The following is a 26,554-nucleotide window of genomic DNA, read 5'->3' as shown; positions in this document are numbered from 1 at the left end:
CATAGATTGTTATATAGAAGCGTAGAGAAAGGGCAGGGTTTATATGCGGAAATCAATGAAAGCAGCAGCTGATATGTTTAAAGTATTTATTCTTTTTTCCGGTTTTACCATTCTTTTTTATTGTGCTATGATGTGGATAAATTCCGAATATAGAGACTATCATCGCTATGATCCCCCTGAAGGATCTGCTATTAAGGTGACCACGATGGAAGAAGAGAATCACAGCAGATGGTTTGATCGGTTAATGTTTTTTTATTTGAATGGGGAGTAGAAATTGAAGGATCAACTAAACGACTTTATTCATTTTATGACTGTCGAACGAGGTCTATCTGAAAATACCATTGTCTCTTATGAGCGTGATTTAAAAGGGTACATGCTGTTTTTAAAAGAAACGGAACAAGTGGATAATATAGAAAAGATTGAAAGAATACACATTATCCATTACTTAAAGTATTTGAAGGAAGCTGGGAAATCTAGTAAGACGGCAGCGAGGCATTTAGCCTCCATCCGCTCATTCCATCAATTTTTACTGCGTGAAGGCGCATCTAAGAAGGATCCATCCGTGCACATTGAATCGCAAAAAACTGAACGAATGCTTCCGAAAGTGCTTTCGTTGTCCGAGACAGAACGTTTGTTGGATACACCCAAGCCCGTTAACCCCTTTGGCTATAGAGATAAAGCGATGCTTGAATTGCTTTATGCAACAGGAATTCGTGTCAGTGAAATGATCGATCTAAAAATGGATGATGTCCATTTGAAAATGGGATTTATCCGCTGCTTCGGAAAGGGAAGGAAAGAGCGGATCGTTCCAATCGGCAAGCAAGCTTCTGATGCGCTCGATCAATATTTGACAAAGGCAAGAGGAAAGCTATTAAAAAGAAAAACCTCAGATTTTTTGTTTTTAAATCATCATGGCAATCCGATCAGCAGGCAAGGATTTTGGAAAAATCTTAAAAAAATAGCGGTTGAGGCCGGTATTCTGACAAAGCTCACTCCCCATACGTTAAGGCATTCCTTTGCCACTCATTTACTAGAGAACGGCGCTGATTTACGTGCGGTGCAAGAGATGCTCGGACATGCTGATATTTCAACGACACAAATCTATACCCATGTAACGAAAACACGGCTTAAAGACGTCTATAAGCAATTTCATCCCCGCGCATAAAATTGCCCGGTGGAGACTCACCCGCCTGGAATTGGCGGGTTTTTCGCGCCTGGTTGTCAATTTTTCGCGAAAACCTTTATAATTAGGTGTTGAGAAATATATAAAGTTATACATATTTAGGAGGATTCACATGCCTTTTGATCAATATAAACGAGTATTCCTTATTGTCATGGATTCTGTGGGAATAGGCGAAGCTCCTGATGCCGCTGATTTTAATGATACCGGCGCCGATACTCTTGGACATATTGCGGAGCAAATGGAAGGTCTTCGTGTGCCCAATCTAGCAAAATTAGGCTTAGGCCATATTAAAGAAATTCAAGGGGTTGAAAAGTCTGCCGTTCCTATGGCCCATTATGGAAAGATGAAAGAGGCATCGAACGGAAAAGATACGATGACTGGCCATTGGGAGATCATGGGGCTCCGGATTGAACAGCCATTTCAAGTGTTTCCGGAAGGCTTTCCTGATGAGTTGATTAAGGAGCTAGAGGAGAAAACAAATCGCAAAATCATCGGGAATATGCCGGCTTCCGGCACAGAAATTCTCGATGAATTGGGACAAGAGCATATGGAATCCGGTTCGTTAATTGTCTATACTTCTGCTGATTCCGTCCTGCAAATAGCCGCGCATGAGGAAATTGTTCCACTTGAAGAATTATATAAAATTTGTGAGATAGCCCGTGAGTTAACACTTCAGGATAAGTATAAAGTCGGCAGAGTAATTGCACGGCCGTTTATCGGCAAACCAGGTCAATTTAAGAGAACGCCTAACCGCCACGACTATGCGTTGAAGCCGTTTGGCCGCACAGTGATGAATGAGCTGAAGGACGCGGGGTTTGACAGCATAGCTATCGGAAAAATTCATGACATCTATGATGGAGAAGGGATAACGAAATCCATTAGAACAACGTCAAACATGGATGGTATGGATAAGCTGATTGCATCAATGGATGACGATTTTACAGGACTGAGCTTTATTAATCTTGTCGATTTTGATGCAATATTTGGTCATCGACGTGATCCGAAGGGCTATGGAAAAGCGCTGGAAGAGTTTGACCAACGGCTGCCTGAAGTATTTGAAAAACTGAAAACGGATGATTTATTAATCATTACTGCCGATCACGGGAATGATCCTGTTCATCACGGCACAGATCATACGAGAGAATATGTCCCGCTTTTAGTGTATACAAAACAAATCGAAAAAGGTACAAGGCTTCCTGATGGGGAAACCTTCGCCAACGTGGGAGCTGCGATTGCTGATAATTTTAAGATTAAGCTTCCCGAACATGGAACAAGCTTTATGACATTATTAAATACAGGGAGGACAAAGTGATGAAGGAGACAAGGCAAGCAGCTGATTACATTAAGAAAAAAGCAGAACAAAAACCGAAAATAGGCTTGATATTGGGATCAGGTCTTGGTGTTCTAGCAGAGGAAATTACCGACGCAGTCACAATTGATTACAGTGAGATTCCAGATTTTCCGGTATCTACGGTAGAAGGCCATGCGGGCAGGCTTGTAATTGGCAGCCTTGAAGGTGTGAATGTTGTGGCTATGCAGGGACGCTTTCATTTTTATGAAGGGCACTCGATGGATCGTGTGATTTTTCCGGTAAGGGTGATGAAGGAGCTTGGTGTCGAAACATTAATTGTTACCAATGCGGCCGGAGGAGTAAATGAATCGTATCAGCCTGGTGACTTAATGATTATCAGCGACCACATTAATCTAATGGGCACCAATCCGTTAATCGGTCCGAATAGCCCTGAAATTGGCGATCGCTTTCCGGATATGTCGGAGGCCTATAGCAAACGCCTCAGAGAGTTAGCGAAAACAAGCGCAGATGCATTGTCGATCTCTGTTCAGGAAGGAGTATATACAGCAGTAACCGGTCCTTCCTACGAAACACCGGCAGAGATTCGTTTCTTCCGTACAATCGGCACTGACGCAGTCGGTATGTCGACTGTCCCGGAGGTCATTGCTGCTAGACACGCAGGCATTGAAGTTCTTGGCATTTCCTGTATTTCGAATCTTGCATCAGGCATCCTCGATCAGCCTCTCTCACATGATGAGGTCATTGAGGTAACGACTAAAGTAAGAGCCAACTTCCTTACGTTCGTGAAACGAATCGTATCTCAAGTATAGAGAGGAGAATGCCAAATGAGAATGGTCGATATCATACAAGATAAACGAAATGGAAAAGAGCTCTCAGACGAACAAATAGACTTTTTTATACAAGGATACACAAATGGCGAAATCCCGGATTATCAGGCATCGGCTTTATTAATGGCCATTTATTTTAAAGGTATGTCTCCGAAAGAAACAGCGCTGTTTACCCAGTCGATGGTAGATTCCGGAGAGAAGCTGGATCTGTCACAAATCAAAGGTGTAAAGATCGATAAGCATAGTACAGGCGGAGTAGGGGATAAAATCAGCTTGATCGTTACCCCTATGGTCTCTTCGCTAGGCGTTCCTATTGCCAAAATGTCCGGCAGGGGACTGGGCCACACAGGAGGAACCTTGGATAAGCTTGAATCCATTTCCGGTTTCAATATTGAATTATCGAAAGAACAATTTATTGAGCTTGTCAACGATTACGGATTGGCTCTCATTGGACAAACCGGCAATTTGGCTCCTGCGGATAAAAAGCTCTATGCCTTAAGAGATGTAACGGGAACTGTCAACTCACTGCCTTTGATTGCAAGTTCAATCATGAGCAAGAAAATTGCAATGGGTGCTGATGGTATCGTTTTGGACGTAAAAACGGGATCAGGGGCATTTATGAAAAATCTTGAAGATGCGACCGATTTAGCCAAAGAGATGGTGAGCATCGGAAATTCGTTAAACAAGAATACAGTTGCCGTAATTACGGATATGAATCAACCGTTGGGTCATGAAGTGGGCAATGCAAATGAAGTCAAAGAAGTTATTCAGGTCTTAAAAGGTGAAAAAATTGATGATCTCTTAACGATCTCTTTAGCAATTGCAACGCAAATGTGTCTCGCAAACGGCGTGTTTACAGATGAGAATGAAGCGAAAAATGCTCTGATAAAATCGATTGAGGATGGATCTGCATTAAATAAATTTAAGCAGTTTATTTCCAATCAAGGAGGGGACCCATCCGTAGTAGATGATCCTAACCGCCTTCCACAACCAAGACATCGCTATGATCTAAAGCTCGATAAAAAAGGCTTTATTCATGGTATTGAAGCAGAAGCCGTCGGTCAGGCTGCATTATATTTGGGAGCAGGCAGAGCCAAGAAAGATGACAATATCGATCACAGCGCCGGCATCACGCTTCACAAAAAAATTGGCGATGCGGTTCGTGAGGGAGAGGCTGTAGCAACTCTTTTTAGTTTGAACGAAATAACAAGCAGCGCCATTGAGAAATTAACGGAAGCTTATACGATCAAGAGCAGTGCTCCGGAAAAAATAGAATATGTCAAAACAATAATCAAATAAAATTTGACAACAGACAAACCTATTTTCAAACGAAGACTTTGGAAAGACGGTTTGTCTTTTTTTGTCCTTGGACATTTGGAGGTGAGTATCGTGACTCAAGTTGTAACTTTAGTACCGTATAATCCCGAATGGGAAGAGATGTTCAATGTTGATAAAATGAAACTATACGGCGTATTAGGAAATCTGTTTTTAGAGATAGAGCACGTAGGCAGTACATCCATACCTGGGATGTGTGCAAAACCTATTATTGATATTGCGATTGCCGTCAATGATTTTTCAGTAATTGATGAAGTGGTAATAGAAGAATTAACTCGTGTGGGTTATGAGTATGTTCCAAAAAAAGATTTTCCCCAGAGGAAATTTTTTAGAAGAGGACAATGGGGCGCCGGGACTCATCATTTACATATGTTCGAAAAAGATAGTGATGAATGGGTAAACATGATTCTTTTTAGAAATTATTTAAGAACTCATTCTGATGTGGCAAATGATTATTTGCTTCAAAAAAAACAACTGGCAAGAAAACATGAAAGAATAGCCTATACAAAGCATAAAGCTCCATTTATTGAAGGAATTATTAAGGAAGCAAGAAAAAAGATATAAGCAAGCGCCTATTTCAGAATAATTAATTGGAAATGCATCTGACATATAGACTGGTAAGTAGTTACAAGCTTGCGGATCGAACGATTGTCCCGGTATAGCATAATTCTGAGCTAAAATTGCATAGCTCCTTAGAAAAAGGCAGGGTATAAATCCATTTCGAACTGGAAAAAATGAAAGAGATAAAGAAATGGAGGGCTCTGGCATGAAACGTCATCTATCAATATTGCTTATAATTATGATGGTTTTTTCGATAACACCTCAAGCATTTGCCAAAGAAAAAGATGAGAAAAAATCGGCTGAACTCGCACATGAAGCGAAATCAGCTGTATTAATCGAACGTGATACAGGACAAGTGCTTTATGACAAAAACAGCCATGAACAGCTTCCCCCAGCGAGCATGACAAAAATCATGACGATGCTGTTAATTATGGAACGTATGGAACAAGGCAAGCTGAAAATGAGTGATAAAGTAAGAACGAGCGAGTATGCGGCATCAATGGGAGGTTCACAAATCTTCCTGGAGCCTGGTGAAGAAATGACGGTTGAAGAAATGCTGAAAGGAATTGCGATTGCTTCAGGAAATGACGCATCCATGGCGATGGCTGAGCATCTGGAGGGCTCAAAGGAAGAGTTTGTCAACAAAATGAATGAAAAAGCGAAAGAGCTCGGCTTAAAAGATACTGTCTTTAAAAATCCGACGGGGCTTCCCGAGGAAGGGCATGTCAGCTCTGCGCATGATATGGCACTTATGGCTAAAGAGCTGTTGAAATATGAGAAAATCACTTCGTTCACGGGAACTTATGAAGATTACTTACGAGAAAACACCGATAAAAAATTTTGGCTGGTCAATACCAATCGGCTGATCAAATTTTATCCGGGTGTGGATGGAATAAAAACTGGATTTACACAGGAAGCAAAATACTGCTTAACGGCTTCAGCTAAAAAAGGAAACATGCGTGTCATTGCAGTTGTGTTTGGCGCCAGCACGCCAAAGGAAAGAAACGGCCAGATTACAAAGATGCTCGATTTTGCATTCAGCCAGTATGAAACGCATCCGCTCTATAAGAAAAATCAATTAGTTGAGAAATTAAAAATTAATAAAGGGAAAGAAAAAACAATAAATCTCGTCACCTCTGAACCAATATCAGTTTTAACGAAAAAGGGCGAGGACATAAAAAAAATAAAAGCGGAAATTAAATTAAAGAAAGACGTATCCGCACCGGTTGAAAAAGCACAGGCGCTTGGGACCCTTACGGTTAAAAATGAAGGCAAGCTTCTGGTTGAAAGTCCGCTTGTAGCAGATTCCGATATGGATAAAGCAGGCTTTTGGACGATGACGAAGCGTACGCTTTCTCACTGGGCAAAAATAATGGAATAATGCCGATTCTGCACTAGTTTTGTCAGCATGGAGGAATCGAAAAGGTAAAAATCGAATCCCTAGTTATCCGAGATTATCAAGGAGGGATAGGTATGAGTCTGGAAATAGATATCCATGTGAAACAATCAGTTCTTTGTGTTCGCCTAAGCGGAGAGTTGGATCATCATGCTGCGGAATCGCTTCGACACGAAGTGAATCAATACCTGGAAAAAACGAATGTAAAGCACCTGATGCTGAACCTGGAGGAGCTATCCTTTATGGATAGTTCCGGTTTGGGGGTTGTTTTAGGAAGATATAAACAGATAAAACAGCTTGGCGGAGAAATGGTGATTTGCGGGATATCCCCATCAGTCAAACGATTGTTTGATATGTCTGGGTTATTTAAAATCATTCGTTCAGAGCCTTCTGAACAGCTGGCACTGCAAAAATTGGGGGTGGCTTCATGAAAAATGAAATGAATCTCCAATTTTCTGCCTTAAGCCAAAATGAATCCTTTGCCCGTGTAACAGTAGCTTCATTTATAGCCCAGCTGGATCCTACGATGGATGAGCTGACAGAAATAAAAACGGTCGTTTCCGAAGCGGTAACAAACGCGATCATCCACGGCTACGAAAACGAACCTAATGGTTGGATCTATATTTCGGTTGCAATTGAGGATCATGTGGTTTACTTAACGATTCGTGATGAAGGGGTAGGAATCGTTGATCTGGAAGAAGCAAGGCAGCCGCTTTTTACAACAAAGCCGGAAATGGAACGTTCGGGAATGGGTTTTACGATTATGGAGAATTTTATGGATGACGTAAAGATCGATTCATCACCTGAGATGGGAACAACTATAAGGCTGGTCAAGCACTTAACTAAAAGCAAAGCGTTTTCGAATTAAGGAGTTTCGCTATGGATGTGGAGGTTAAAAAAGACGCAAAGTCCGCCCGTCTTAATGATAATCAAGTAAAAGACCTAATTAGAAAAAGCCAAGACGGCGACCAGAGTGCCAGAGATCTTTTGGTCGAAAAAAATATGAGGCTCGTATGGTCGGTCGTTCAAAGATTTCTAAATCGTGGGTATGAGCCTGACGATCTCTTTCAAATCGGGTGTATCGGTCTGCTGAAATCCGTAGATAAGTTTGACCTCTCCTTTGATGTGAAATTTTCTACCTATGCCGTACCGATGATCATAGGAGAAATCCAGCGATTCATCCGTGATGATGGAACAGTAAAGGTCAGCCGCTCCTTAAAAGAGCTTGGAAATAAAATTCGCAGAGCAAAAGATGAGCTTTCAAAAACGAATGGAAAGGTTCCAACAGTGAATGAGATTGCCGACTACCTCAATATTTCGGCGGAGGAAGTCGTGATGGCTCAAGAGGCAATCCGTGCCCCGTCATCGATTCACGAGACGGTTTACGAGAATGATGGAGACCCGATAACGCTACTTGATCAAATTGCTGATTCTTCAGAGTCAGCATGGTTCGATAAAATCGCTTTAAAGGAAGCCATTAAAGAGTTGGATGAAAGAGAAAAATTGATTGTCTTTTTGCGATACTACAAAGACCAGACACAATCTGAAGTAGCTGAAAGACTTGGAATCTCACAGGTACAAGTATCAAGGCTGGAAAAGAAAATATTAAAACAGATGAAAAATCACATGGATCTAACCGAAGGGTAGCCAGACAGTTGGCTGCCTTTTTTTATTGTGAATTGGTAATTAATGTTCATACAGTAAGTTCTGAATGAAGGATCAATAAATTCTCATACTACTTATATAACCTTCTTACAACAGGAAGTGAAGCAAATGAAAGGCAGAATCTATTTGAGGCTCAGGCATCGAATTCAAGTAAATCCGGAAGAAGAAATTACTGTCGGACAGCTTTCGCAAATATCAGGGGATGAGGTGATCAAAGCAAAGGTTTCTGCTCTTCCTGTGTATAAAGTGAAGGCGGAAGACAAAAATATTGTGGTGCTTGATCTAATGTACATTTTAAAAAGGATACAAATAAAGTACCCGGATTATGATATTCAGCCAATCGGTGATTCTGAAACGATCGTAGAAATTGTTTACCAAAAAAAACAGCTTACACTCATCATGTTCGGACTGGTATGGCTGCTTCTCTTTATTGGTTCAGGACTTGCAATCATGAATTTTCATGAAGACGTCAGCATGAAGGCTCTTCACCAAAATCTATACAAGCTTGTAACAGGTGAGGAAAATAAATATCCTTATATTCTTCAAGTGCCATACAGCTTAGGATTAGGTCTGGGAATGGTTCTCTTTTTTAACCACATATTTAAAAAACGCTTTAATGAAGAACCGAGCCCTCTGGAAGTAGAAATGTTTAAATACCAGTTGGATTTGGATCAATATGTCAGCATGACTGAAAATAAAGAGAGTATTAAAAAACTAAATGATCATTAAAATGATTCTTTTGCTTCTTCTAGGCTTAGGAGGCGGGCTTGCGGTAGGCGCAGGCTTTGTAGCTTTTTTAACAGTACTGGGTATCGTACCGAGGCTTATGCAGATGACGAAAACGTTTCAATTTATTCATTCCTATGAATTGGCTGTAATTTCAGGTGCAGTCATCCTCGCTTGGACCTCTCTGCACGATTACCGTCTCTATTTACCGGAAATCATCCTATTGCCGATCGGGTTGTTCTCGGGAATGTTTATCGGGATGCTGGCTGCGGCACTGACAGAAGTGATCAATGTTTTGCCGATTTTGGCAAAACGTGTGGGAATGGGAGAACGAATCATTGCATTATTAATGGCAATTGTGTTTGGAAAAGTGTTAGGGTCTCTATTTCACTGGTTGTACTATGTCCATATTAACTAAATTGGAGGGTGTTACATGTCGAGTATAAAAGAAAATTATAAATCAAAAGTGAAAGCTTATCAGCCGAAGCCTCCATATGTTACGAACTGCGTAAAAGCGTTTCTAGTCGGTGGGTTCATTTGCTTGGTCGGGCAGGTCATTCAAAACCTTTATATGTATTTTTTTGATTTCGATGAAAAAACGGCAGGTAATCCAACTGTTGCGACACTCATTCTGATCTCTGCATTGCTTACCGGTTTTGGTATATACGACAGAATTGGTCAATTTGCAGGAGCCGGCTCAGCAGTCCCTGTGACAGGCTTTGCAAATAGTATGACAAGTGCGGCGCTTGAACATAAAAGTGAAGGCTTTGTTCTCGGTGTCTCTCCTAACATGTTTAAATTGGCAGGCAGCGTGATCGTATTTGGAGTCGTAGCCGCCTATATTGTCGGAATCATTCGATTTGCTTTTGAAAAAATAATGTAAGGGGGTAAAGGGATGAAACTAATCGGCAAACAAACCTGGAAATTCCAGAATCCATTATTTATTAACTCCTCAGGTACTGCCGTCGGGCCAAAAGAAAAAGCCGGTCCGCTAGGGCATAAATTTGATAAAACATATGATGACCTTCATTGCAATCAAGACAATTGGGAGCTCGCCGAGAGACAGCTGATGGAGGATGCGATCAATAATGCTCTCAATAAAGGCAGCCTGACAAATGATGATATCGATTTATTTCTAGCCGGAGACTTGTTGAACCAAAACGTTACTGCGAACTATGTGGGAAGAAAGCTTAAAATCCCTTTTATCTGTATGTTTGGCGCATGCTCCACATCGATGGAAACGGTAGCTGTAGGGTCTGCACTTATTGATGGGGGATTTGCGAAACATGTGATAGCTGCAACAAGCAGCCATAATGCAACTGCTGAACGCCAGTTTCGTTACCCGACGGAATATGGAGGACAAAAACCCGGTACGGCCACGTCAACAGCTACTGGTGCCGGTGCCGTTGTGATCAGCCAAAATCCGGGAAAGATAAAAATCACAAGCGCAACGATAGGAAAGGTAGCTGATTTAGGAATTTCTGATCCATTTGATATGGGTTCTGCCATGGCACCGGCAGCTGCGGATACTATTGCACAGCATTTAAAGGATTTGAATCGCACGGTTGATGATTACGATTTAATTGTGACAGGGGATTTATCGGGAGTCGGAAGCCCGATATTAAAGGATCTGTTAAAAGAAGACGGGATAACGGTAGGCACCAAGCATGATGATTGCGGGCTAATGATTTATTCACCAGATCAAAATGTTCAAGCAGGCGGAAGCGGATGTGCATGCTCAGCCGTTGTTACGTATGGGCACCTCTTTAAAGAACTTGAAGCCGGAAACTTAAACAGAATCCTGGTGGTTGCAACAGGAGCGCTGCTTAGCCCAACGATGATTCAGCAAAAAGAAACGATACCGACGATTGCTCATGGAGTCGTTTTTGAACGCGCGGAAGGAAGTGTATAGGATGGAGTATGTAATCGCCTTTGTAGTTGGCGGAGCCATCTGCATTATCGGCCAGCTTTTGCTGGACGTTGTGAAGCTGACACCCGCCCATGTGATGTCTATTTTTGTCGTAACAGGCTCAATATTGGATGGCTTTGATATTTATGATAATTTTATCGAATTCGCCGGAGCGGGAGCCACGGTTCCCATCCTTAGCTTTGGACATTCATTGTTGCATGGCGCAATGCATCAAGCTCATGAGCACGGATTTATAGGGATTGGCATGGGGATTTTTGAATTGACCTCTGCCGGAATTTCTTCTGCCATCTTGTTTGCTTTCCTTGTCTCTCTAATATTTAAACCGAAAGGATAAAGAGGATGTCTGAGAAACGCAGAGTAATTTTAGTAACTGACGGAGATGATTACGCTTCTAAAACGATTGAATACATTGCGGAAAAAACAGGCGGATATTGCGTTTCAGCGTCGAAAGGAAATCCTAGTGCTCTTAGAGGAGAGGAGCTGGTTAAGTTCATATTAAGAGCTCCCAGAGAACCTGTGTTTATCATGTTTGACGATTCCGGGCTTGTCGGTGAAGGTCCTGGTGAAACAGCTCTTTCGTATGTGTCTAAGCATCCCTTAATCGAAGTGCTTGGTGTTCTAGCCGTTGCAGCAAAGACACACCAGGCTGAATGGACGAAGGTCGATGTTTGTATCGACGGCGACGGTGAACTAACCGAATTTGGAGTCGATAAAGATGGGACGAAAGAGATTGAAGTTAAACGCTTAAACGGAGATACAGTATATGGATTGGATCAATTGGATCTGCCGCTAATCGTTGGGATAGGAGATATTGGAAAAATGAGCAGGAGAGATGATTTGAAGAAAGGATCGCCAATCACTATGAAGGCAATTGAACTGATATTAGAAAGGAGTGGATTTCATGCAGAACAAGAAGGATGAAAAAAAGGTGCGGGTTTTTTCTAATCCATCGGAAAACGAGGCGTTTTTTAAAAGGCGAGTAGGAATGGGGGAAAGCTTTGATCTCGGAGTCCATAAATTTACTGTTCTTGGTCATGAAATCCAGCTTTACTACGTGAATGGATTATGCGATACGCTAACGATTATCCATCTTATGAGAGAACTGATTAACCTGAATGACAAAGATCATGACCCTGATGAAGCAGAGCGTATAATAGAAAATCGCCTGCTAAATCAGCAGGTATCAAAAGTAAAAACGCTTGATGAATCTGTTGACCAAGTACTGTCCGGTCTTGTGGCGGTCATCGTCGAAGGAACTGAATTTGCCTTTATTATAGATGTAAGAAGTTATCCGGGCCGGTCTCCGGAAGAGCCTGATACCGAAAAGGTCGTACGAGGGGCAAGAGACGGCTTTGTCGAAAATATCGTTGTTAACACTTCCCTGATAAGAAGAAGAATCAGAGATGAACGTCTACGCTATAAAATGTTGAAAGTAGGCGAGCGATCAAAGGCGGATGTATGTGTTTGTTACATAGAGGATATATCGGATCCTGATTTAGTCCAAATTATCATGAAAGAAATAAAGAATATTAAAATAGATGGATTATCAATGGGTGATAAAACGATTGAAGAATTTATTGTTAATCAAGGATACAATCCCTATCCGATGGTTCGTTATACAGAACGTGCCGATGTGGCTGCAGCACATTTGCTGGAAGGACATGTTATTGTTATTGTAGATACTTCCCCAAGCGTAATCATTACGCCGACAACAATTTTCCATCACGTTCAGCATGCTGAAGAATATAGACAAACACCAGCTGTCGGTACATTTTTAAGGTGGATCAGGTTCCTTGGCATTCTCGCTTCGACGCTGCTATTGCCTTTATGGCTCCTTTTTGTATTGGAGCCGGGTCTTTTGCCGGAGAATTTGAAGTTTATCGGTCCGAATGAAGAAACCAATATTCCTGTTATTTTTCAAATTTTTCTGGCTGAATTCGGTATAGAATTTCTACGAATGGCATCGATTCATACTCCAACCTCGTTATCTACAGCCATGGGCTTGATCGCAGCCGTGTTGATCGGCCAAATCGCCATCGATGTAGGTCTTTTTTTACCGGAGGTTATCCTTTATGCTTCTCTTGCTACGATCGGTACATATACCACTCCAAGCTATGAACTAAGCTTGGCAAACAAAATCGCCAGACTAGTCATTCTGGCTATGGTAGCTATCTTCCGGATCAATGGCTTAATTATCGGCATTACAGCTGCGATCATCATTTTGGCCAGCTTTAAGTCTCTGCAAACTCCTTATTTATGGCCGTTAATCCCGTTTAATGGGAAGGCATTATGGCAGATTTTTATCAGAACTTCAGTACCTGGTGCAAAGATCCGCCCCAGTATTGTACATCCTCAAAACCGAACACGGCAGCCTACGGATTCAGAATCGAATTGAAGAAGCCGAAAGATTGTGATATTGTATTTTTAACTAATAGGCTGAATGAGTTGGACGGCTCTAAGAAAGCCGTCCTTTGCCATGAAAGGGAAAGAGGGAATGTACATTGTTTTTACACGGCACTTCCAGACATAACGATTTAGGACATCTTGAAATCGGCGGTATAGATACAACGGAATTAGCAAAAAAATACGGCACACCGCTTTATATTTATGACATTGCGCTTGTCAGGGACAGGGCAAGAAGCTTTAAAAAAGCATTCGAAGAAGCACGTATTTCAGCTCAAGTAGCTTATGCCAGCAAGGCGTTTTCCTCCATTGCAATGGTACAAATTGCAAAAGAAGAAGGCCTCTCCCTGGACGTTGTTTCTGGCGGAGAGCTGTATACGGCTGTAGCAGCAGGATTTCCGTCGGAGCGCATACACTTCCACGGGAACAACAAAAGCTATGAAGAATTAAGCATGGCGCTCAGTCATGACGTAGGCTGTATTGTTGTTGACAATTTTCATGAAATCTCACAGCTGGAAAAGGCGGCTCGGGAGCACGGCAAAACAGTTTCTGTCCTATTGCGGGTGACGCCTGGAGTTGAAGCACATACGCATGACTATATAACGACTGGACAAGAGGATTCGAAGTTTGGATTCGATCTGCACAATGGACAGGCTGAACAAGCCGCGAAGAATGTGCTGGCATCTGATGCTTTCAATCTTTTAGGCATTCATTGTCATATCGGGTCACAAATATTTGATGCTACAGGGTTTGTGCTTGCAGCAGATAAAATATTTGCAAAATTGGCAGAGTGGAGAGAGTCCTACGGGTTTGAGCCCAAAGTACTTAATTTAGGAGGAGGATTTGGCATTCGTTATACGAAAGAAGATGAGCCGCTTCCCCCAGGGGAGTATGTGAAGCACATGATCCAAGCGGTGAAAACCAATGCGGATCGCTACAGCTTCCGTGTTCCGGAAATATGGATTGAGCCCGGAAGGTCATTAGTCGGAGATGCAGGTACGACACTTTACCAAATCGGATCAAAAAAGGTGGTCCCAGGATTAAGAGAATATGTCGCTGTAAACGGAGGAATGTCCGATAATATCAGGCCAGCCCTTTATCAAGCCAAATATGAGGCTGCGATTGCCAATAAAATGAACGCTTCACATAATAAAAAAGCCTCTGTAGCAGGCAAACTATGCGAAAGCGGAGATATGCTGATTTGGGACATTGATCTCCCGGAAACAGAAGCAGGCGATCTTCTTGCAGTATTTTGCACAGGCGCTTATGGCTACAGTATGGCGAATAATTATAATAGAATTCCGAGACCTGCTGTTGTATTTGTCGAGGATGGAAAAGATCAGCTGGTCATAAAAAGAGAAACGTTTGAAGATCTTATTCACTTAGATCTGCCTTATAAATCGATCGTCGAGCAAAAATAAACGCGATCTCATCTATTTTTTTAAGGGTAGAATAAGAAAAGCTGCTGACAAAAGTCAGCAGCTTATTTCTATGCATTCTTATGATATCTGACAGCTGGAGCACCGTCTGCATTATTTTCGCTCCCGCCACCGGTAAAAATGGAGACGATAGCGTTCCATAATGCAACAAAAAAGTCTTTTATACTTTGAAGGATGCCTTGGCCTTCCTCTGAATCAAGAAATTTTGAAATTTTGTCTTTCGCTTGGTTAAGCTGATCTCCTACTTGATTCCAATCAATGTTGACATTTTTCATGTTGTTGAATAGGGAAATGAGAGAATTCATTTGCTCTTCGGTAATTGTAACTCCTAATTCATTCGCAGAGCGATTCACGATATCGCGCAGCTCTTGCTCGTTTTCGGGGACCCCGTTTTTCGCGACCTCTTCTTTTATTTTTGCCATGAGAGCAGAAGCGTTTTCCTCCCCAATGCTTTTACCCAGTTCTGATGTCGTTACAAGCTCTTCATTGGCCACCTTTTTTACATCCTCTGGAATGGCTTTGTCTGATGAAAGCTCATAGGCTTTTATTAATCCGGTTAAAGCCGCTGTTCCAGACACCTCAAACGGCGCGGTGACATAAACGGTTGCATCCTTTACGCCAGCTGTCATAAGGGCGTTTAAATACATTTCATCCGTTATCGTGCTGATGTTTTTCGTTTTAACTTCAAGTCCAGATCCGCTCTTTTCGATTGTAATAGAAGATGATGAAAGTGCTCTTGTCCCAATTTGCCCTTTTGAAATATAATCTCCGAGGTATTTATGCTCTTCTTCATTGGATACTTTAATAATGGTTGCATTTTCAGGTGCATTCATTTCGTTTAAAATCGTCTGCTGCTGCTCCTTTGTTAAATCCTCGCCGAGAGTGACTGTAAAATCGCCTACAGCAGCATCAGCCATGCTGATTTGTGGAACACCAATCAATAATACAGCCAATATGATTCCGGCCATCCTCTTTTTCATTACGTTGACCTCCTAGGGTGAAATAAAAGCAGCTTCTGCTTCCCTTTGACTTGCCGCTTTTCAATGGAATCGATCATCTGAAAAAATAGATTCCACCTTATAGACGGTAAAACGGGAAACGAGGTTTCATTTTCGTCTTCCGCTTGTGTAGACTTTTGGCAAGTGTGTTATAATAGCCCTGAATGTTATGAAATCAGCCGTAAAATAAAAAATTTACATAGGAGAGATATAATTAAATGAAAACAGGCTACTTTTTATTGGAAAATGGAAATAAAATTGAATTTGAATTATATAATAACGATGCTCCAAACACTGTTGCAAACTTTGAAAAACTAGCGAATTCCAAATTTTATGACGGTCTGACATTTCACCGTGTGATCCCAGGTTTCGTAAGCCAAGGTGGAGACCCTAACGGTAACGGAACAGGCGGAGCTGGATACACGATTAAATGTGAAACGGAAAACAATCCAAGAACTCATATTCCAGGTTCATTATCTATGGCTCACGCAGGTAAAGACACAGGAAGTTCCCAGTTTTTCATCGTGCATGAATCACAACCCCATCTAAATGGCGTTCATACCGTTTTTGGACAAGTTACCAGCGGGCTTGAACATGCGACAAGCATGAAAAACGGTGATGTAATGAAAGAAGTAAGAGTTTTAGAAGGCTAGTCCGTTTTATTGTAACTGAACCATCTGTTTTTATTCTTAGAAAGTCAAACCAAGACTAGCGCTCGCTAGTCTTGGTTTTAAAAAAACGATCATATTTGCCCTAGAGACTGTCAGAGAATCATCGGCAGTCTTTTTTGGTGCTTTTCGCGAAACTAAAAAATCACCAACATTTGTTGGTGATTAATATTCCATATTATGTAAAATATTTTTTGGCACTTGTATAATATAAAGCTTACCAAATGAAAAAGAAAAAGTCTATATTTTTTTGGGAAATACCTGCAAAATAGGAGTTGCATTTGAAAAAACTGCTATTTAAGGAGGTTATTGAATTGTCAGAAGAAAAAATAGACCTATACAAAGAAGAGGAGAAAAAGTTGTCAGAAAAACTGGCGAAAATTCAAGAGTACTATGAAAGGCTCGAAAACATTCCCCGATATTATGGAAATGACTTTACAGAGCAGGTTCTAGAGGACAATCGAGAACGTCAGCGTGAGCAGCTAAAAAAATCATTGGAAGAACCGTATTTTGGGCGACTCGATTTTCAGGAAGACGGGAGCAAGGGAGCTGTTGAAACGTATATTGGCAAAGTCGGGGTTCAAGAGGAAAAAACAGGGAAATTGCTTGTGATCGATTGGAGGGCGCCGGTATCAACCCTCTTTTACGCGTTTTCCGGCAGCGAAGATTACGTGTTTTACCAATCGCCAGACGGAATAGTGGATGGAACGATTCATTTAAAAAGGAATATTGTCATTCGTCAAAAAAATCTGATCCGAGTTGTTGATAGCTATGTCAAAGGGGAAGAATTGAATGGCGGTGATGAATTTCTCTTGTACAAGCTCGGCGAACAAAAGGATAACAAGCTAAAAGATATTGTTTCGACGATTCAAGCAGAGCAAAATGCCATCATCCGCCATCCAAACGACAAAGCTTTGATTATTCAAGGTGTGGCGGGGAGCGGAAAAACAACAGTTGCTCTTCATCGGCTTGCTTACCTGCTTTATGAATATCGTGAGCAAATGCAGCCGGAGCGAATGATTATTTTTGCACCAAACTCGATGTTTCTTGACTATATTTCTCACGTTCTTCCAGAATTGGGAGTTGGTCATATCAAACAAACGACTTTTTCTGATTGGGCGATCATAAGTATTGGAGAAAGGATAACATTAACAGATCAGCAAGAATCCCTGAAAAAACGATTTGAAGAGAAATCCGAGAACGTTAGAAAGTTGGATCAAATCGCCGGATTTAAGGGCTCATTGGCATTTCGGGATCAGATTGATGAAATGCTGAAAGAATTTGAAGCCTCCTGTCTTCCGAAAAAAGATTTTTCTCCATGGGAAGGAGCCGTATACGAAAAGGAAAAGCTGATAGAGTGGTTGAAAACTGACGGCAAGCATTCTCCTCTCGCAATCAAGCGTTCGCGAATGCAGGCAAGGCTGAAGCGTTGGATCGAAATTGAGCTGAAAATGTTTGGAGGGCGAGAAAGACAAGAGGTGAAAAAGAAGGCAATGCAGCGTTTGCGTTCGTTTATGAACGATTGGCCAAAAGCAAGCGCGCGAAGTCTCTACGGGCGTGTGTTGAAAAAGCAATTCCGGCATGAAGAATCCTCTTTTCACAAGCTTCAAAAGGGTCAGGTTGAACAAGAGGACTTGGCACCTTTACTATATATAACACATTATCTAAACGGCATAGATAAGGAAGGAAGGTTCGATCACGTCGTTATTGATGAAGCTCAGGATTTTTCTCCGTTCCAATTGGCTGTTATAAAAGCTCGAACGAGAAAACATTCATTTACAATATTAGGAGATTTGGCACAAGGAATCTACGGCAATCAAGGAATTGAAGAGTGGCAGCGTTTTAAAGAAGTGCTAGGAGAAGATAATACTGCTCTTTTTCAAATCGAAAAAAGCTATCGGTCTACAATGGAAATTATCGAATTTGCCAATAGCATTCTCATGCATCTAGAGCCAAGGCCGGCAGTAGCCTTGCCTGTGTTCCGAAGCGGAGAGCAGGTTAGAACCCAAAAGACGGAGGCTCTAGAGCAGCACAAAGAAATCGTAAAGTGGACTCAGGAGATGGCTGAAAACCAGGTGCAAACGATGTCGATTATTGGCCGTACAGAGGAACAGTGTGAAAAAATCTATGAAAACTTAACGAAAAATGGGATTGAGGCGACATTTATCCGTGCGAAAGATCGTTCATATCAAGGGGGAATCTCTGTTTTACCAATTTATTTGTCAAAGGGCCTGGAATTTGACGCGGTCCTACTTGCAGGGGTAACACAAGAACACTATCCGAAAGACTCCTTTCATACAAAGCTCTTATATGTGGGATGCACGAGAGCTCTTCACTATCTACATTTGTTTTATGAGGAAAGACCGTCACTATTGATCGCTAACAAGGTGTAAACTTAATATGAACAACAAATGACAGAGCCTGCTGCCTGTAGCAGGTTTATTCTTTGTTGGACGTAATCTAGGCAATTTGGATTATTTAACTGCGTATATCCCATAATCCGAATTTTTTAGCGTATCATTTATTTAGAAGTGTGAAAGCGTGCACTAAAAAAGAAACCTAATAACGTCGAATTCCGTCTATTACATAAAAAGATTGGTTTCATTTTGCTAGAATAAAGGAATTATATGAAAGTAGAAGTTTAAGGATGGAGGTGTTGATTATGGGCAAGATTGTTTTGAAATTATCAGTCCTTATTCTCTTGTGCGGAATTCTTTTTAGTGTGTATTTATACGTGAATGATATTGGTATTGAGGAAGTGCCGACTGCATTGAGCCAAACCCTGTCATCAGACGATGAAAAATATACGATCTATGAATATGAAATTACGAAAAAAGATGGAACAGACTATTATGGAGTTGATAAAAACGGAACGAAAATTATTTTTAACGAAGAAAAATTGAGTGGAAACGATTCTGTAACCAAAGGAGATCATGTCAAAGCATATTTCAGTAAGTCAAACCGGATAGACGGATTGATCAAAATCGTTAAAGTAAATAAATAATTAAACAGTTTCGTTGCAATTTTCCTGCAATGACTGTAGAATGTCGAATAAGGACAAATTCATATGATGTATCCTTCGGGGCTGGGTGAAAATCCCGACCGACGGTAATAAAGCTATTGCTTTAGAGCCCGTGACCCGTTAGCATCTGCTAACGGTTGATTCAGTGAAAAGCTGGAGCCGACAGTGAAAGTCTGGATGGGAGAAGGATGAAAGTACCATGCTTTTTTAAATTTGAAAAAAGTATGGCTTATTTCTGCATTCTAATTTTACAAAACCCCGGGATTTTTGCGTTTCGAGGTTTTTTTTGCGTTTCCATTTGCAAAAGAAAGGGGGATAAAGATGGATAAGCAATTTATGCAAACAGCCATTGATTTAGCAAAAACCGCCGAAGGACAAACTGGAAAAAACCCTTTGGTCGGAGCCGTTGTTGTGAAAAATAACCAAGTGGTTGGATTAGGCGCTCATCTCATGTATGGCGAACCGCATGCCGAGGTAAACGCCCTTACGATGGCGGGATCTGCTGCAGAAGGTTCTACATTGTATGTGACGCTTGAACCATGCAATCATCATGGGAAAACTCCGCCATGCACCGAGTTGATCATTAGCTCAAGGGTCAAGCAAGTCGTAATTGGTTCCAAGGATCCCAACCCGATTGTGAATGGAAAGGGTATAAAAAGGCTGCAAGACGCCGGGATTGCCGTGACAGAAGGGATTCTAAAAGAAGAATGCGACAAATTAAACACGATGCTGTTTCATTCCTTGCGAACGGGCTTGCCTTTTGTCACTCTGAAATCAGCGGTTAGTTTAGATGGTAAAACAGCGGTTGAATCCGGAGAAAGTAAGTGGATCACAGGTGAAGAAGCACGGAAGGATGTACACCTATACAGAAGCAGTCATCAATCCATTCTGGTAGGAGTGAACACGGTCATTCAGGATGATCCGAGCTTAACTGCGCGCCTGCCGAATGTACAAAAGCAGCCCGTAAGAGTTGTGCTGGACAGTTCGTTAAAGATTCCCATACATTCAAAGGTTCTTAATGATCGTGAAGCCGAAACTTGGATTTTTACCACAAACCAAGCCAATGCTGAAAAGGTAAATTTTTTGAAGAGTGAAGGAATCCGAGTATTTCAGTCATCATCACAACAGCCTTCGGTTCGCGAAGTATTGAGAACGCTGGCAAGTGAAGGAATTTACTCAGTGTTTGTGGAAGGCGGCTCGAAAGTCCACAGCAGCTTTCTGAAAGATCAGCTTTATCAGCAGCTCATCATTTATTACGCCCCTAAATTAATCGGAGGAAAATCCTCTCCCGGTTTATTCTCTGATGTTGGATTTCAATCTATGAAAGACGTCCCCTTATTAACTATTCATTCCATTTCAAAAATAGGCAGGGATTTCAAATTAATCGCTGCGCCGTCAGTTGAGAACTTCCCAAATGGCTAAAATTGAATAAAAGGCTGGTGCGTATGTTTACTGGACTCGTAGAAGACGTTGGGAAAGTGATTCGATTCACAGGATCAAAAAAAGTGAAAACAATAACCATTGAATGCAAGAAGGTAATAGAGGGTGTGCAGCTCGGCGACAGCATCGCAGTGGACGGAGTATGCTTAACAGTTACCGAATTTGACAGACACAGCTTTTCAGCGCATGTTATGGAGGCGACGATGGAGTCTACGGCACTCGGATTTTTGAAAAACGGTTCTCTCGTCAATCTTGAGAGAGCGATGCCTGCGGATGGACGATTTGGCGGCCATTTGGTATCCGGACACGTTGATGGCATTGGCAGGGTGATCGCCACGGAACCGAGAGACGGATCGGTTTTAATTCGCTTGGAAATACCAAAAGAGGCTTCACAAAGTCTGATAGTCAAAGGATCAATTGCAATAAACGGTATCAGTTTGACTATATTTGAGCTTTCTGAAACAACTGTTACAGTGAGCATCATTCCGCACACGATGGATCATACGTCTCTAAAAAATGTGAGTACGGGTGATTATGTGAATCTGGAATGCGACATCATCGGGAAATATGTGTACAAATTTGTTCATGGAAAAAGCGATTCAAGAGGACAATTTTCATTAACTGAAGAAGCACTGAGGAAATACGGGTTTTAAAGACAGGGAGGATTGTTAAGATGTTTCATACAGTAGAAGAAGCTATCGCCTCCTTAAAACAAGGCGAAATCATTATTGTAACAGACGATGAGAATAGAGAAAACGAAGGAGATTTTATCGCTCTCGCAGAGTTTGCGACTCCTGAGGTCATAAATTTTATGGCTGTCCATGGAAGAGGGTTGATTTGTGCTCCGGTCAGCGCTCAGATCGCAGAAAAGCTGAAGCTCGATCCGATGACACGTGAAAACAAAGACTCTCTCCAAACAGCATTTACAGTCAGCATTGACCACCGCAATACCCATACAGGAATTAGTGCACATGAACGTTCATTAACGATCCAATCATTGATTCAAGAGGGTACAAAAGCGGAAGACTATAACCGGCCTGGCCACGTGTTTCCACTGATTGCAAAAGAAAATGGCGTACTAGAGAGACCCGGTCATACGGAAGCTGCTGTCGATTTGGCAAAATCCTGCGGGTCACAGCCTGCCGCCGTTATTTGTGAGATTATGAACGATGACGGCACGATGGCGCGTGTTCCCGAGCTGACAGAGATTGCAAAAAAATTCGGCTTGAAAATGATCTCAATTAAGGACTTTATTGCCTATCGTTATGAAAAGGAAAAGCTTGTTACGAGGGAAGTTGAGATCAACCTGCCGACTGATTTTGGCTCATTTAAAGCGTTCGGCTATTCAAATGCTCTGGATGATAAAGAAATCATCGCTTTAGTGGCTGGAGACCCTGCAAATGAACAGGCGCCATTAGTTCGTGTTCATTCCGAATGCCTGACTGGTGATGTATTTTTATCGGGACGATGCGATTGCGGCCCCCAGCTTCATGCGGCGCTTAGAGAAATACAAAAAGCAGGAAGCGGAGTCCTACTATACTTGAGACAGGAAGGAAGAGGCATAGGTCTTTTGAATAAGATGAGAGCCTATAAGCTTCAGGAAATGGGCTTGGATACTGTTCAGGCGAATGAAGAGCTTGGATTTCTTCCTGATCAAAGAAATTACGGGTTGGGAGCTCAAGTATTAAAAGATCTTGGATTGGCTCGTATAAATCTCTTAACGAATAACCCGGACAAAGTGAAGAGCTTAACCGAACACGGAATTACTGTTGAGAAGAGGGTTCCGATCGAAATTAAAAGCACGTCAGATAACGAAGCGTACCTAAAAACAAAAGTAGAAAAAATGGGGCACTTGCTTCATTTTTAATTGAAAGGAAATGAGGAACTAACATGAATACATTACAAGGTCAATTAATCGGCACAGATTTAAAAATCGGTATTGTTGTCGCAAGGTTTAACGAGTTTATTACCAGCAAATTATTAAGCGGTGCTGAAGATACGCTCCTTAGGCACGGTGTAAAAAAAGAAGATATTGATGTTGCATGGGTGCCGGGCGCTTTTGAAATTCCAATGATCGCGAAAAAAATGGCAGAATCAGATAAGTATGATGCTGTAATCACGCTTGGGACAGTCATTCGCGGCTCCACCTCGCATTATGATTATGTATGCAATGAAGCTGCAAAAGGAATTTCTAAAAGTTCTTTAGATACAGGTATACCTGTTATATTCGGCGTCCTGACAGTTGAAACGATTGAGCAGGCAATTGAAAGGGCTGGGACAAAAGCCGGCAATAAAGGTGCTGAAGCAGCAATTTCTGCAGTTGAAATGGCTAATTTGATCCGTGTTTTCGATTAATTCCCCTAAAACAGTTTAAAAACGTTTTGAATATGTATATAATGTGTTATGAAGCCTTCAGAGCTTTGCTTCATAAGACAATCTGGTTATATAGAGGGGTTTTTATGTTAATTCGATATAAAAAATCTTTTTCTAAAATTGCGATGGGGCTGTTGTCATTCATGCCAAATGAAAAAGATATTAAACAGCTGCAGCAAACGATTCGTAATTACGAAGAGAATCCTGACCATCAGCTTTTCTTATGGAAAGAAGGAGAAGACATCGTCGGTGCGATCGGCATAGAAAAAAAAGATGAAGAAATTATTATCCAGCACATCAGTGTCAATCCTTCCTACCGGTATCAAGGTATAGGAAAGCAAATGGTCGAAGCCATCCAGCAGCAATTCCAAGTGAATACGCTGACTCCCAATGAATTAACAAAAGGGTTTTTTAATCATTGTCAATAAATATCAAAAATTTTATATCATAATAAAAAAGCAGAGGCTTCGCATCAGCCCCTGCTTTTTTTTCGTTTTTCCAGCTGCAGCATTCGTTCATTAATGACGTCAGAGCGATCTCTCATGAAATGCTTGTGAATCAAATAACTAGTCACCGCATCATGATTTTTGCCGTCTCCTCTGCTCAGGTAGAGACTGGTGATTTGAGGGTCAGAGAATGGCAGGCTGATACTTTGATAAGGGACATTTGCAACTATTTTCTTTGAAACTGCACACAGTTGCTTAAGGAGCTCCTCGCAATCGATTCCTAGCGCGTAAATAGCATTTTTTTCTATTTCAAAAACAGCAATGGTTTTGTCTATTAACTTTTTGGCGCCGGTGAAATTTTTTCTTCGATAATGATAAAAGGCAACTGCCATTTGAATAAAACCGACCCAATAGATCTTTCGAGTTTCTGGCGGGTCTTCTTTCCAATATTCTTCAAGAATTTCATGGCATTCAAAATAATCTCTTGTGACATGAAATTCATAAAGATAATCAATATAAGCGTCTGGGTACAATCTTTACTTACTCCCCTTTCATTCCAAGTGTAACATAAGCAGCAAAAAGGAAGAAAGAAGCAAGGAGCGTTCTGGATTGAACGCTCGGGATAAATTTAGTACAGCCAAGCAGCGCCAACAATAATTAGCAGAATAAACAACACTACGATTAATGAAAATCCGCCACCGTAATTAAAGCCTTTATCTCCCATGATATGGCCTCCTTTTCATCAGTTTTTGCATTTACACTGGTATCATATGTGTGTTTGACCAAATGGGTATGGGCGATTCCCCATTTTTTAGGCAATTCAAAATATCGAACGTACGATGTCCTTTCAAGAAATATTGGACGAGGCTAAGTAGGTGAATTATACTAAAGGTTAGCCGATGAAATGGCTGTAATGTTTTTTGAAATGGTGAGGCTAAAAAAATGGAATACCACGTGAAAATTGATGCATTTGAAGGACCTTTGGATCTTTTGCTCCATTTAATCAATAATTTAGAAATTGAAATATACGATATTCCCGTTGCGGAAATTACCGAGCAGTATTTGTTATATGTCCATGCCATGCAAGTGCTTGAACTCGACATCGCCAGCGAATATCTGGTGATGGCAGCTACCCTTTTAAGCATAAAAAGCAAAATGCTCTTGCCAAAGCAAGAAGAAGAGCTGTTTGACGATGAATTTTCTGAAGAAGAAGATCCGCGAGAAGAATTAATCGAAAAGCTGATTGAGTATAAAAAATATAAAAACGCTGCGAAATCGTTAAAAGAGCGCGAAGAAGATCGTCAAAACGCATTTTCAAAGCCTCCGAGTGATCTAAGTGAATATGCCAAGGAAGCAGAAATGAAAAATGAGAAATTATCCGTATCTGTTTATGACATGCTTGGTGCTTTTCAAAAAATGATGAATCGAAAAAAGCTAAATAAGCCTGAAGAAACAACGATTTCGCGACAAGAGATTCCTATAGAGGATCGTATGAACCAAATCATGGATTTTTTGAAAGTTTCAAAGAAACGAATCAAATTCGAAGAGCTCTTTCCTCACGAACAAAAGGATCATATGGTCGTCACTTTTTTGGCTGTTTTAGAATTGATGAAAAATCAACAGATTCGAATTGAACAAAAGCATAATTTTTCAGATATTTTTATAACAGGGAGTGATACCATTTATGACACTTGAAATCGTTAATTGGAAAGCCATCATAGAAGCACTGCTTTACGCTGCAGGAGATGAGGGGCTTAACAGCCAGCAATTGGCTAAGGTGCTTGAGATCGATCAACCCCAACTTGAAAGCATAATGGCCGACATGAAAGAATACTATCAACAGGAAGACAGAGGTCTTGAACTTGTTGAATACGGCGATATTTATATGCTGTCGACAAAAAAAGAATTTGCACCCTATTTAAAACGCTTGGTTGAAGTCCCGGCAAAAGGACTTTCCCAAGCTTCTTTAGAGGTATTGGCGATCGTATCTTATAAACAGCCGATTACCAGAGCTGAAATAGAGGAAATTCGCGGGGTGAAATCTGAACGCGTACTGTACAGCCTTGTCAATAAAGCTCTTTTATGTGAAGTTGGCCGTGCCGATGGTCCAGGACGTGCCATATTATATGGTACAACCTCTGTATTTTTGGAGCAGTTTGGCTTGAAATCCATCGATGAGCTTCCTCCGCTTTCCGATCACGTCGATGACAGCTCAATACAGAAGGAAGCGGATTTATTCTATGAAAACTTTAACGAAGCCTTTTCAGACTTGAAATAAATGTACATGGAGAACGGGGATATAAAAAGCCAATATCCAGAAGGCGAAAGGAAGGATATTGATATTGAATTCGTATGCAACGCTCAGAGCTAAGCTTGAATTTACTAGTGAATCATTATCTCGGGTATCAAAGGCTCTCAGCCATTTTTTAAATCATATCACCATTGATTCCATATGTGTGAAAAACGAAAAAGGTGAAATGAATTACGAGTATTGCTCTGATCTTCTCAGTGACCTGCGGAAAATCGAAGTCTATTGTGCGGAAGGAAATGAAGCCTGCAGAAGGCTGCTGAGATCTGCTGCTTTTCCCGAAGAGGCAGCAGAAATGACTTTAAAGCGAATCTATTACAAATGCATTGAAAATTTTTTTTCTCCGAAAAAAGAAGCATGGTATGAAGACAGCCGAGCGGCATATACAGGAGATACGTCAGTGCATTTCTATCAAGAGGTTGCCGATTCGCTAAAAACAGTGATGGAAGATCTTGAAAATGAATTTCTTCCAATAAGGGAGAATCTGCAATGCTATGAATCGAACGTGCAATCGTCTTAAAA

Annotated in this window: 32 protein-coding genes and 1 riboswitch; of the genes, 29 read left to right on the top strand and 3 right to left on the bottom strand. The window is 41.2% G+C overall.

Annotation, left to right across the window (positions count from 1 at the left end; translation table 11 throughout):
- Nucleotides 1-43 precede the first annotated feature (43 nt).
- From AM592_RS07655 to lysA, 18 genes are all read left to right on the top strand, one after another.
- Complete coding sequence (locus AM592_RS07655) at nucleotides 44-271, top strand: YqzK family protein (RefSeq protein ID WP_053603244.1); 228 nt, start codon at nucleotides 44-46, stop codon at nucleotides 269-271.
- A 3-nt stretch (nucleotides 272-274) separates the two neighbouring features.
- On the top strand, nucleotides 275-1,165 hold the full coding sequence (gene xerD / locus AM592_RS07650) for a site-specific tyrosine recombinase XerD (protein ID WP_053603243.1): 891 nt from the start codon (nucleotides 275-277) through the stop codon (nucleotides 1,163-1,165).
- A 130-nt stretch (nucleotides 1,166-1,295) separates the two neighbouring features.
- Entirely contained in the window at nucleotides 1,296-2,495 is a 1,200-nt protein-coding gene (gene deoB, locus AM592_RS07645) for a phosphopentomutase (RefSeq protein ID WP_053603242.1), read from the top strand.
- A complete protein-coding gene (locus AM592_RS07640; RefSeq protein ID WP_098945212.1) occupies nucleotides 2,495-3,304 on the top strand; it encodes a purine-nucleoside phosphorylase in 810 nt (269 codons plus the stop codon). The genes deoB and AM592_RS07640 overlap by 1 nt, the downstream gene beginning before the upstream one ends.
- A 15-nt stretch (nucleotides 3,305-3,319) precedes the next feature.
- Nucleotides 3,320-4,621 (top strand): pyrimidine-nucleoside phosphorylase, encoded by a 1,302-nt coding sequence (locus tag AM592_RS07635; RefSeq protein ID WP_053603240.1) that lies wholly within the window; start codon nucleotides 3,320-3,322, stop codon nucleotides 4,619-4,621.
- 90 nt (nucleotides 4,622-4,711) lie between these two features.
- On the top strand, nucleotides 4,712-5,221 hold the full coding sequence (locus tag AM592_RS07630; RefSeq protein ID WP_082363851.1) for a GrpB family protein: 510 nt from the start codon (nucleotides 4,712-4,714) through the stop codon (nucleotides 5,219-5,221).
- A gap of 202 nt (nucleotides 5,222-5,423) precedes the next feature.
- A complete protein-coding gene (locus tag AM592_RS07625; protein ID WP_053603239.1) occupies nucleotides 5,424-6,599 on the top strand; it encodes a D-alanyl-D-alanine carboxypeptidase family protein in 1,176 nt (391 codons plus the stop codon).
- Between the two features lie 92 nt (nucleotides 6,600-6,691).
- Nucleotides 6,692-7,045, top strand: coding sequence for an anti-sigma F factor antagonist (spoIIAA, locus tag AM592_RS07620; RefSeq protein ID WP_053603238.1), 354 nt, complete (start codon nucleotides 6,692-6,694; stop codon nucleotides 7,043-7,045).
- The gene (gene spoIIAB, locus AM592_RS07615; RefSeq protein WP_053603237.1) at nucleotides 7,042-7,482 is read left to right on the top strand and encodes an anti-sigma F factor; all 441 of its coding nucleotides are present in this window, start codon (nucleotides 7,042-7,044) and stop codon (nucleotides 7,480-7,482) included. The genes spoIIAA and spoIIAB overlap by 4 nt, the downstream gene beginning before the upstream one ends.
- An 11-nt stretch (nucleotides 7,483-7,493) precedes the next feature.
- Nucleotides 7,494-8,261, top strand: a complete 768-nt coding sequence (gene sigF / locus AM592_RS07610; RefSeq protein WP_053603236.1) for an RNA polymerase sporulation sigma factor SigF — start codon at nucleotides 7,494-7,496, stop codon at nucleotides 8,259-8,261.
- A gap of 126 nt (nucleotides 8,262-8,387) precedes the next feature.
- Nucleotides 8,388-9,008: a stage V sporulation protein AA gene (locus AM592_RS07605; RefSeq protein WP_053603235.1), complete on the top strand. Its 621-nt coding sequence runs from the start codon at nucleotides 8,388-8,390 to the stop codon at nucleotides 9,006-9,008.
- Nucleotides 8,998-9,423, top strand: coding sequence for a stage V sporulation protein AB (locus AM592_RS07600; RefSeq protein WP_053603234.1), 426 nt, complete (start codon nucleotides 8,998-9,000; stop codon nucleotides 9,421-9,423). Before AM592_RS07605 ends, AM592_RS07600 begins: the two co-directional genes overlap by 11 nt.
- Before the next feature lie 15 nt (nucleotides 9,424-9,438).
- Nucleotides 9,439-9,888 (top strand): stage V sporulation protein AC, encoded by a 450-nt coding sequence (gene spoVAC / locus AM592_RS07595; protein ID WP_053603233.1) that lies wholly within the window; start codon nucleotides 9,439-9,441, stop codon nucleotides 9,886-9,888.
- A gap of 12 nt (nucleotides 9,889-9,900) precedes the next feature.
- Nucleotides 9,901-10,917, top strand: a complete 1,017-nt coding sequence (spoVAD, locus tag AM592_RS07590) for a stage V sporulation protein AD (RefSeq protein ID WP_053603232.1) — start codon at nucleotides 9,901-9,903, stop codon at nucleotides 10,915-10,917.
- Between the two features lies 1 nt (nucleotide 10,918).
- Entirely contained in the window at nucleotides 10,919-11,269 is a 351-nt protein-coding gene (gene spoVAE / locus AM592_RS07585; RefSeq protein ID WP_053603231.1) for a stage V sporulation protein AE, read from the top strand.
- Between the two features lie 5 nt (nucleotides 11,270-11,274).
- The gene (locus AM592_RS07580; RefSeq protein WP_053603230.1) at nucleotides 11,275-11,856 is read left to right on the top strand and encodes a stage V sporulation protein SpoVABEA; all 582 of its coding nucleotides are present in this window, start codon (nucleotides 11,275-11,277) and stop codon (nucleotides 11,854-11,856) included.
- Nucleotides 11,837-13,330: a spore germination protein gene (locus AM592_RS07575; protein ID WP_053603229.1), complete on the top strand. Its 1,494-nt coding sequence runs from the start codon at nucleotides 11,837-11,839 to the stop codon at nucleotides 13,328-13,330. Before AM592_RS07580 ends, AM592_RS07575 begins: the two co-directional genes overlap by 20 nt.
- Before the next feature lie 106 nt (nucleotides 13,331-13,436).
- Nucleotides 13,437-14,759, top strand: a complete 1,323-nt coding sequence (gene lysA / locus AM592_RS07570; RefSeq protein WP_053603228.1) for a diaminopimelate decarboxylase — start codon at nucleotides 13,437-13,439, stop codon at nucleotides 14,757-14,759.
- A gap of 68 nt (nucleotides 14,760-14,827) precedes the next feature.
- On the opposite strand, the gene AM592_RS07565 is transcribed toward lysA, so the two are convergent.
- Nucleotides 14,828-15,757 (bottom strand): DUF1002 domain-containing protein, encoded by a 930-nt coding sequence (locus AM592_RS07565; RefSeq protein WP_053603227.1) that lies wholly within the window; start codon nucleotides 15,755-15,757, stop codon nucleotides 14,828-14,830.
- Nucleotides 15,758-15,993: 236 nt separating this feature from the next.
- Between AM592_RS07565 and AM592_RS07560 the strand changes: the two genes are divergently transcribed.
- The 8 genes from AM592_RS07560 to AM592_RS07525 all read left to right on the top strand — a co-directional run bounded on the left by AM592_RS07560 (nucleotide 15,994) and on the right by AM592_RS07525 (nucleotide 23,706).
- Complete coding sequence (locus AM592_RS07560) at nucleotides 15,994-16,428, top strand: peptidylprolyl isomerase (protein ID WP_053603226.1); 435 nt, start codon at nucleotides 15,994-15,996, stop codon at nucleotides 16,426-16,428.
- Nucleotides 16,429-16,757: 329 nt separating this feature from the next.
- On the top strand, nucleotides 16,758-18,836 hold the full coding sequence (locus tag AM592_RS07555) for a HelD family protein (RefSeq protein ID WP_225970340.1): 2,079 nt from the start codon (nucleotides 16,758-16,760) through the stop codon (nucleotides 18,834-18,836).
- A 269-nt stretch (nucleotides 18,837-19,105) separates the two neighbouring features.
- Complete coding sequence (locus tag AM592_RS07550; protein WP_053603225.1) at nucleotides 19,106-19,447, top strand: hypothetical protein; 342 nt, start codon at nucleotides 19,106-19,108, stop codon at nucleotides 19,445-19,447.
- Between the two features lie 67 nt (nucleotides 19,448-19,514).
- A riboswitch (FMN riboswitch) is annotated at nucleotides 19,515-19,658 on the top strand.
- Nucleotides 19,659-19,786: 128 nt separating this feature from the next.
- The gene (gene ribD, locus AM592_RS07545) at nucleotides 19,787-20,887 is read left to right on the top strand and encodes a bifunctional diaminohydroxyphosphoribosylaminopyrimidine deaminase/5-amino-6-(5-phosphoribosylamino)uracil reductase RibD (protein ID WP_053603224.1); all 1,101 of its coding nucleotides are present in this window, start codon (nucleotides 19,787-19,789) and stop codon (nucleotides 20,885-20,887) included.
- Nucleotides 20,888-20,910: 23 nt separating this feature from the next.
- A complete protein-coding gene (locus AM592_RS07540) occupies nucleotides 20,911-21,558 on the top strand; it encodes a riboflavin synthase (protein WP_053603223.1) in 648 nt (215 codons plus the stop codon).
- Between the two features lie 20 nt (nucleotides 21,559-21,578).
- The gene (locus tag AM592_RS07535; protein WP_053603222.1) at nucleotides 21,579-22,772 is read left to right on the top strand and encodes a bifunctional 3,4-dihydroxy-2-butanone-4-phosphate synthase/GTP cyclohydrolase II; all 1,194 of its coding nucleotides are present in this window, start codon (nucleotides 21,579-21,581) and stop codon (nucleotides 22,770-22,772) included.
- A gap of 23 nt (nucleotides 22,773-22,795) precedes the next feature.
- On the top strand, nucleotides 22,796-23,260 hold the full coding sequence (gene ribH / locus AM592_RS07530; protein WP_053603221.1) for a 6,7-dimethyl-8-ribityllumazine synthase: 465 nt from the start codon (nucleotides 22,796-22,798) through the stop codon (nucleotides 23,258-23,260).
- A gap of 104 nt (nucleotides 23,261-23,364) precedes the next feature.
- Complete coding sequence (locus tag AM592_RS07525) at nucleotides 23,365-23,706, top strand: GNAT family N-acetyltransferase (protein WP_053603220.1); 342 nt, start codon at nucleotides 23,365-23,367, stop codon at nucleotides 23,704-23,706.
- A gap of 44 nt (nucleotides 23,707-23,750) precedes the next feature.
- Here the strand turns inward: AM592_RS07525 and AM592_RS07520 are convergent, their stop codons facing one another.
- Nucleotides 23,751-24,257: a DUF309 domain-containing protein gene (locus AM592_RS07520; RefSeq protein ID WP_053603219.1), complete on the bottom strand. Its 507-nt coding sequence runs from the start codon at nucleotides 24,255-24,257 to the stop codon at nucleotides 23,751-23,753.
- A gap of 95 nt (nucleotides 24,258-24,352) precedes the next feature.
- Entirely contained in the window at nucleotides 24,353-24,448 is a 96-nt protein-coding gene (locus tag AM592_RS23205; RefSeq protein WP_082363848.1) for a YjcZ family sporulation protein, read from the bottom strand.
- Nucleotides 24,449-24,666: 218 nt separating this feature from the next.
- On the opposite strand from AM592_RS23205, the gene AM592_RS07515 reads away from it, so the two are divergent.
- The 3 genes from AM592_RS07515 to AM592_RS07505 all read left to right on the top strand — a co-directional run bounded on the left by AM592_RS07515 (nucleotide 24,667) and on the right by AM592_RS07505 (nucleotide 26,552).
- Nucleotides 24,667-25,419: a segregation/condensation protein A gene (locus AM592_RS07515; protein WP_053603218.1), complete on the top strand. Its 753-nt coding sequence runs from the start codon at nucleotides 24,667-24,669 to the stop codon at nucleotides 25,417-25,419.
- A complete protein-coding gene (gene scpB / locus AM592_RS07510; RefSeq protein WP_053603217.1) occupies nucleotides 25,409-26,002 on the top strand; it encodes an SMC-Scp complex subunit ScpB in 594 nt (197 codons plus the stop codon). The genes AM592_RS07515 and scpB overlap by 11 nt, the downstream gene beginning before the upstream one ends.
- A 64-nt stretch (nucleotides 26,003-26,066) precedes the next feature.
- A complete protein-coding gene (locus AM592_RS07505) occupies nucleotides 26,067-26,552 on the top strand; it encodes a DUF3907 family protein (protein ID WP_053603216.1) in 486 nt (161 codons plus the stop codon).
- Nucleotides 26,553-26,554: the final 2 nt, after the last annotated feature.

It is taken from the genome of Bacillus gobiensis (assembly GCF_001278705.1).
Lineage (GTDB): Bacteria > Bacillota > Bacilli > Bacillales > Bacillaceae > Bacillus > Bacillus gobiensis.
The sequence above is the reverse complement of the archived record's forward strand: the minus strand, read 5'-3'. Positions and strand labels throughout refer to the sequence as shown.

What these genes read in the sequence shown, in the direction of transcription:
- AM592_RS07640 (WP_098945212.1), top strand. Translation starts at nt 2,495, where the DNA reads ATGAAGGAGACAAGGCAAGCAGCTGATTACATTAAGAAAAAAGCAGAA.
- AM592_RS07535 (WP_053603222.1), top strand. Translation starts at nt 21,579, where the DNA reads ATGTTTCATACAGTAGAAGAAGCTATCGCCTCCTTAAAACAAGGCGAA.
- AM592_RS07550 (WP_053603225.1), top strand. Translation starts at nt 19,106, where the DNA reads ATGGGCAAGATTGTTTTGAAATTATCAGTCCTTATTCTCTTGTGCGGA.
- AM592_RS07540 (WP_053603223.1), top strand. Translation starts at nt 20,911, where the DNA reads ATGTTTACTGGACTCGTAGAAGACGTTGGGAAAGTGATTCGATTCACA.
- AM592_RS07655 (WP_053603244.1), top strand. Translation starts at nt 44, where the DNA reads ATGCGGAAATCAATGAAAGCAGCAGCTGATATGTTTAAAGTATTTATT.
- ribD (WP_053603224.1), top strand. Translation starts at nt 19,787, where the DNA reads ATGGATAAGCAATTTATGCAAACAGCCATTGATTTAGCAAAAACCGCC.
- AM592_RS07525 (WP_053603220.1), top strand. Translation starts at nt 23,365, where the DNA reads ATGTTAATTCGATATAAAAAATCTTTTTCTAAAATTGCGATGGGGCTG.
- spoVAD (WP_053603232.1), top strand. Translation starts at nt 9,901, where the DNA reads ATGAAACTAATCGGCAAACAAACCTGGAAATTCCAGAATCCATTATTT.
- deoB (WP_053603242.1), top strand. Translation starts at nt 1,296, where the DNA reads ATGCCTTTTGATCAATATAAACGAGTATTCCTTATTGTCATGGATTCT.
- AM592_RS07580 (WP_053603230.1), top strand. Translation starts at nt 11,275, where the DNA reads ATGTCTGAGAAACGCAGAGTAATTTTAGTAACTGACGGAGATGATTAC.
- sigF (WP_053603236.1), top strand. Translation starts at nt 7,494, where the DNA reads ATGGATGTGGAGGTTAAAAAAGACGCAAAGTCCGCCCGTCTTAATGAT.
- spoIIAA (WP_053603238.1), top strand. Translation starts at nt 6,692, where the DNA reads ATGAGTCTGGAAATAGATATCCATGTGAAACAATCAGTTCTTTGTGTT.
- AM592_RS07635 (WP_053603240.1), top strand. Translation starts at nt 3,320, where the DNA reads ATGAGAATGGTCGATATCATACAAGATAAACGAAATGGAAAAGAGCTC.
- scpB (WP_053603217.1), top strand. Translation starts at nt 25,409, where the DNA reads ATGACACTTGAAATCGTTAATTGGAAAGCCATCATAGAAGCACTGCTT.
- spoIIAB (WP_053603237.1), top strand. Translation starts at nt 7,042, where the DNA reads ATGAAAAATGAAATGAATCTCCAATTTTCTGCCTTAAGCCAAAATGAA.
- spoVAE (WP_053603231.1), top strand. Translation starts at nt 10,919, where the DNA reads ATGGAGTATGTAATCGCCTTTGTAGTTGGCGGAGCCATCTGCATTATC.
- AM592_RS07600 (WP_053603234.1), top strand. Translation starts at nt 8,998, where the DNA reads ATGATCATTAAAATGATTCTTTTGCTTCTTCTAGGCTTAGGAGGCGGG.
- spoVAC (WP_053603233.1), top strand. Translation starts at nt 9,439, where the DNA reads ATGTCGAGTATAAAAGAAAATTATAAATCAAAAGTGAAAGCTTATCAG.
- AM592_RS23205 (WP_082363848.1), bottom strand. Translation starts at nt 24,448, where the DNA reads ATGGGAGATAAAGGCTTTAATTACGGTGGCGGATTTTCATTAATCGTA.
- AM592_RS07560 (WP_053603226.1), top strand. Translation starts at nt 15,994, where the DNA reads ATGAAAACAGGCTACTTTTTATTGGAAAATGGAAATAAAATTGAATTT.
- ribH (WP_053603221.1), top strand. Translation starts at nt 22,796, where the DNA reads ATGAATACATTACAAGGTCAATTAATCGGCACAGATTTAAAAATCGGT.
- AM592_RS07565 (WP_053603227.1), bottom strand. Translation starts at nt 15,757, where the DNA reads ATGAAAAAGAGGATGGCCGGAATCATATTGGCTGTATTATTGATTGGT.
- AM592_RS07575 (WP_053603229.1), top strand. Translation starts at nt 11,837, where the DNA reads ATGCAGAACAAGAAGGATGAAAAAAAGGTGCGGGTTTTTTCTAATCCA.
- AM592_RS07605 (WP_053603235.1), top strand. Translation starts at nt 8,388, where the DNA reads ATGAAAGGCAGAATCTATTTGAGGCTCAGGCATCGAATTCAAGTAAAT.
- AM592_RS07515 (WP_053603218.1), top strand. Translation starts at nt 24,667, where the DNA reads ATGGAATACCACGTGAAAATTGATGCATTTGAAGGACCTTTGGATCTT.
- AM592_RS07625 (WP_053603239.1), top strand. Translation starts at nt 5,424, where the DNA reads ATGAAACGTCATCTATCAATATTGCTTATAATTATGATGGTTTTTTCG.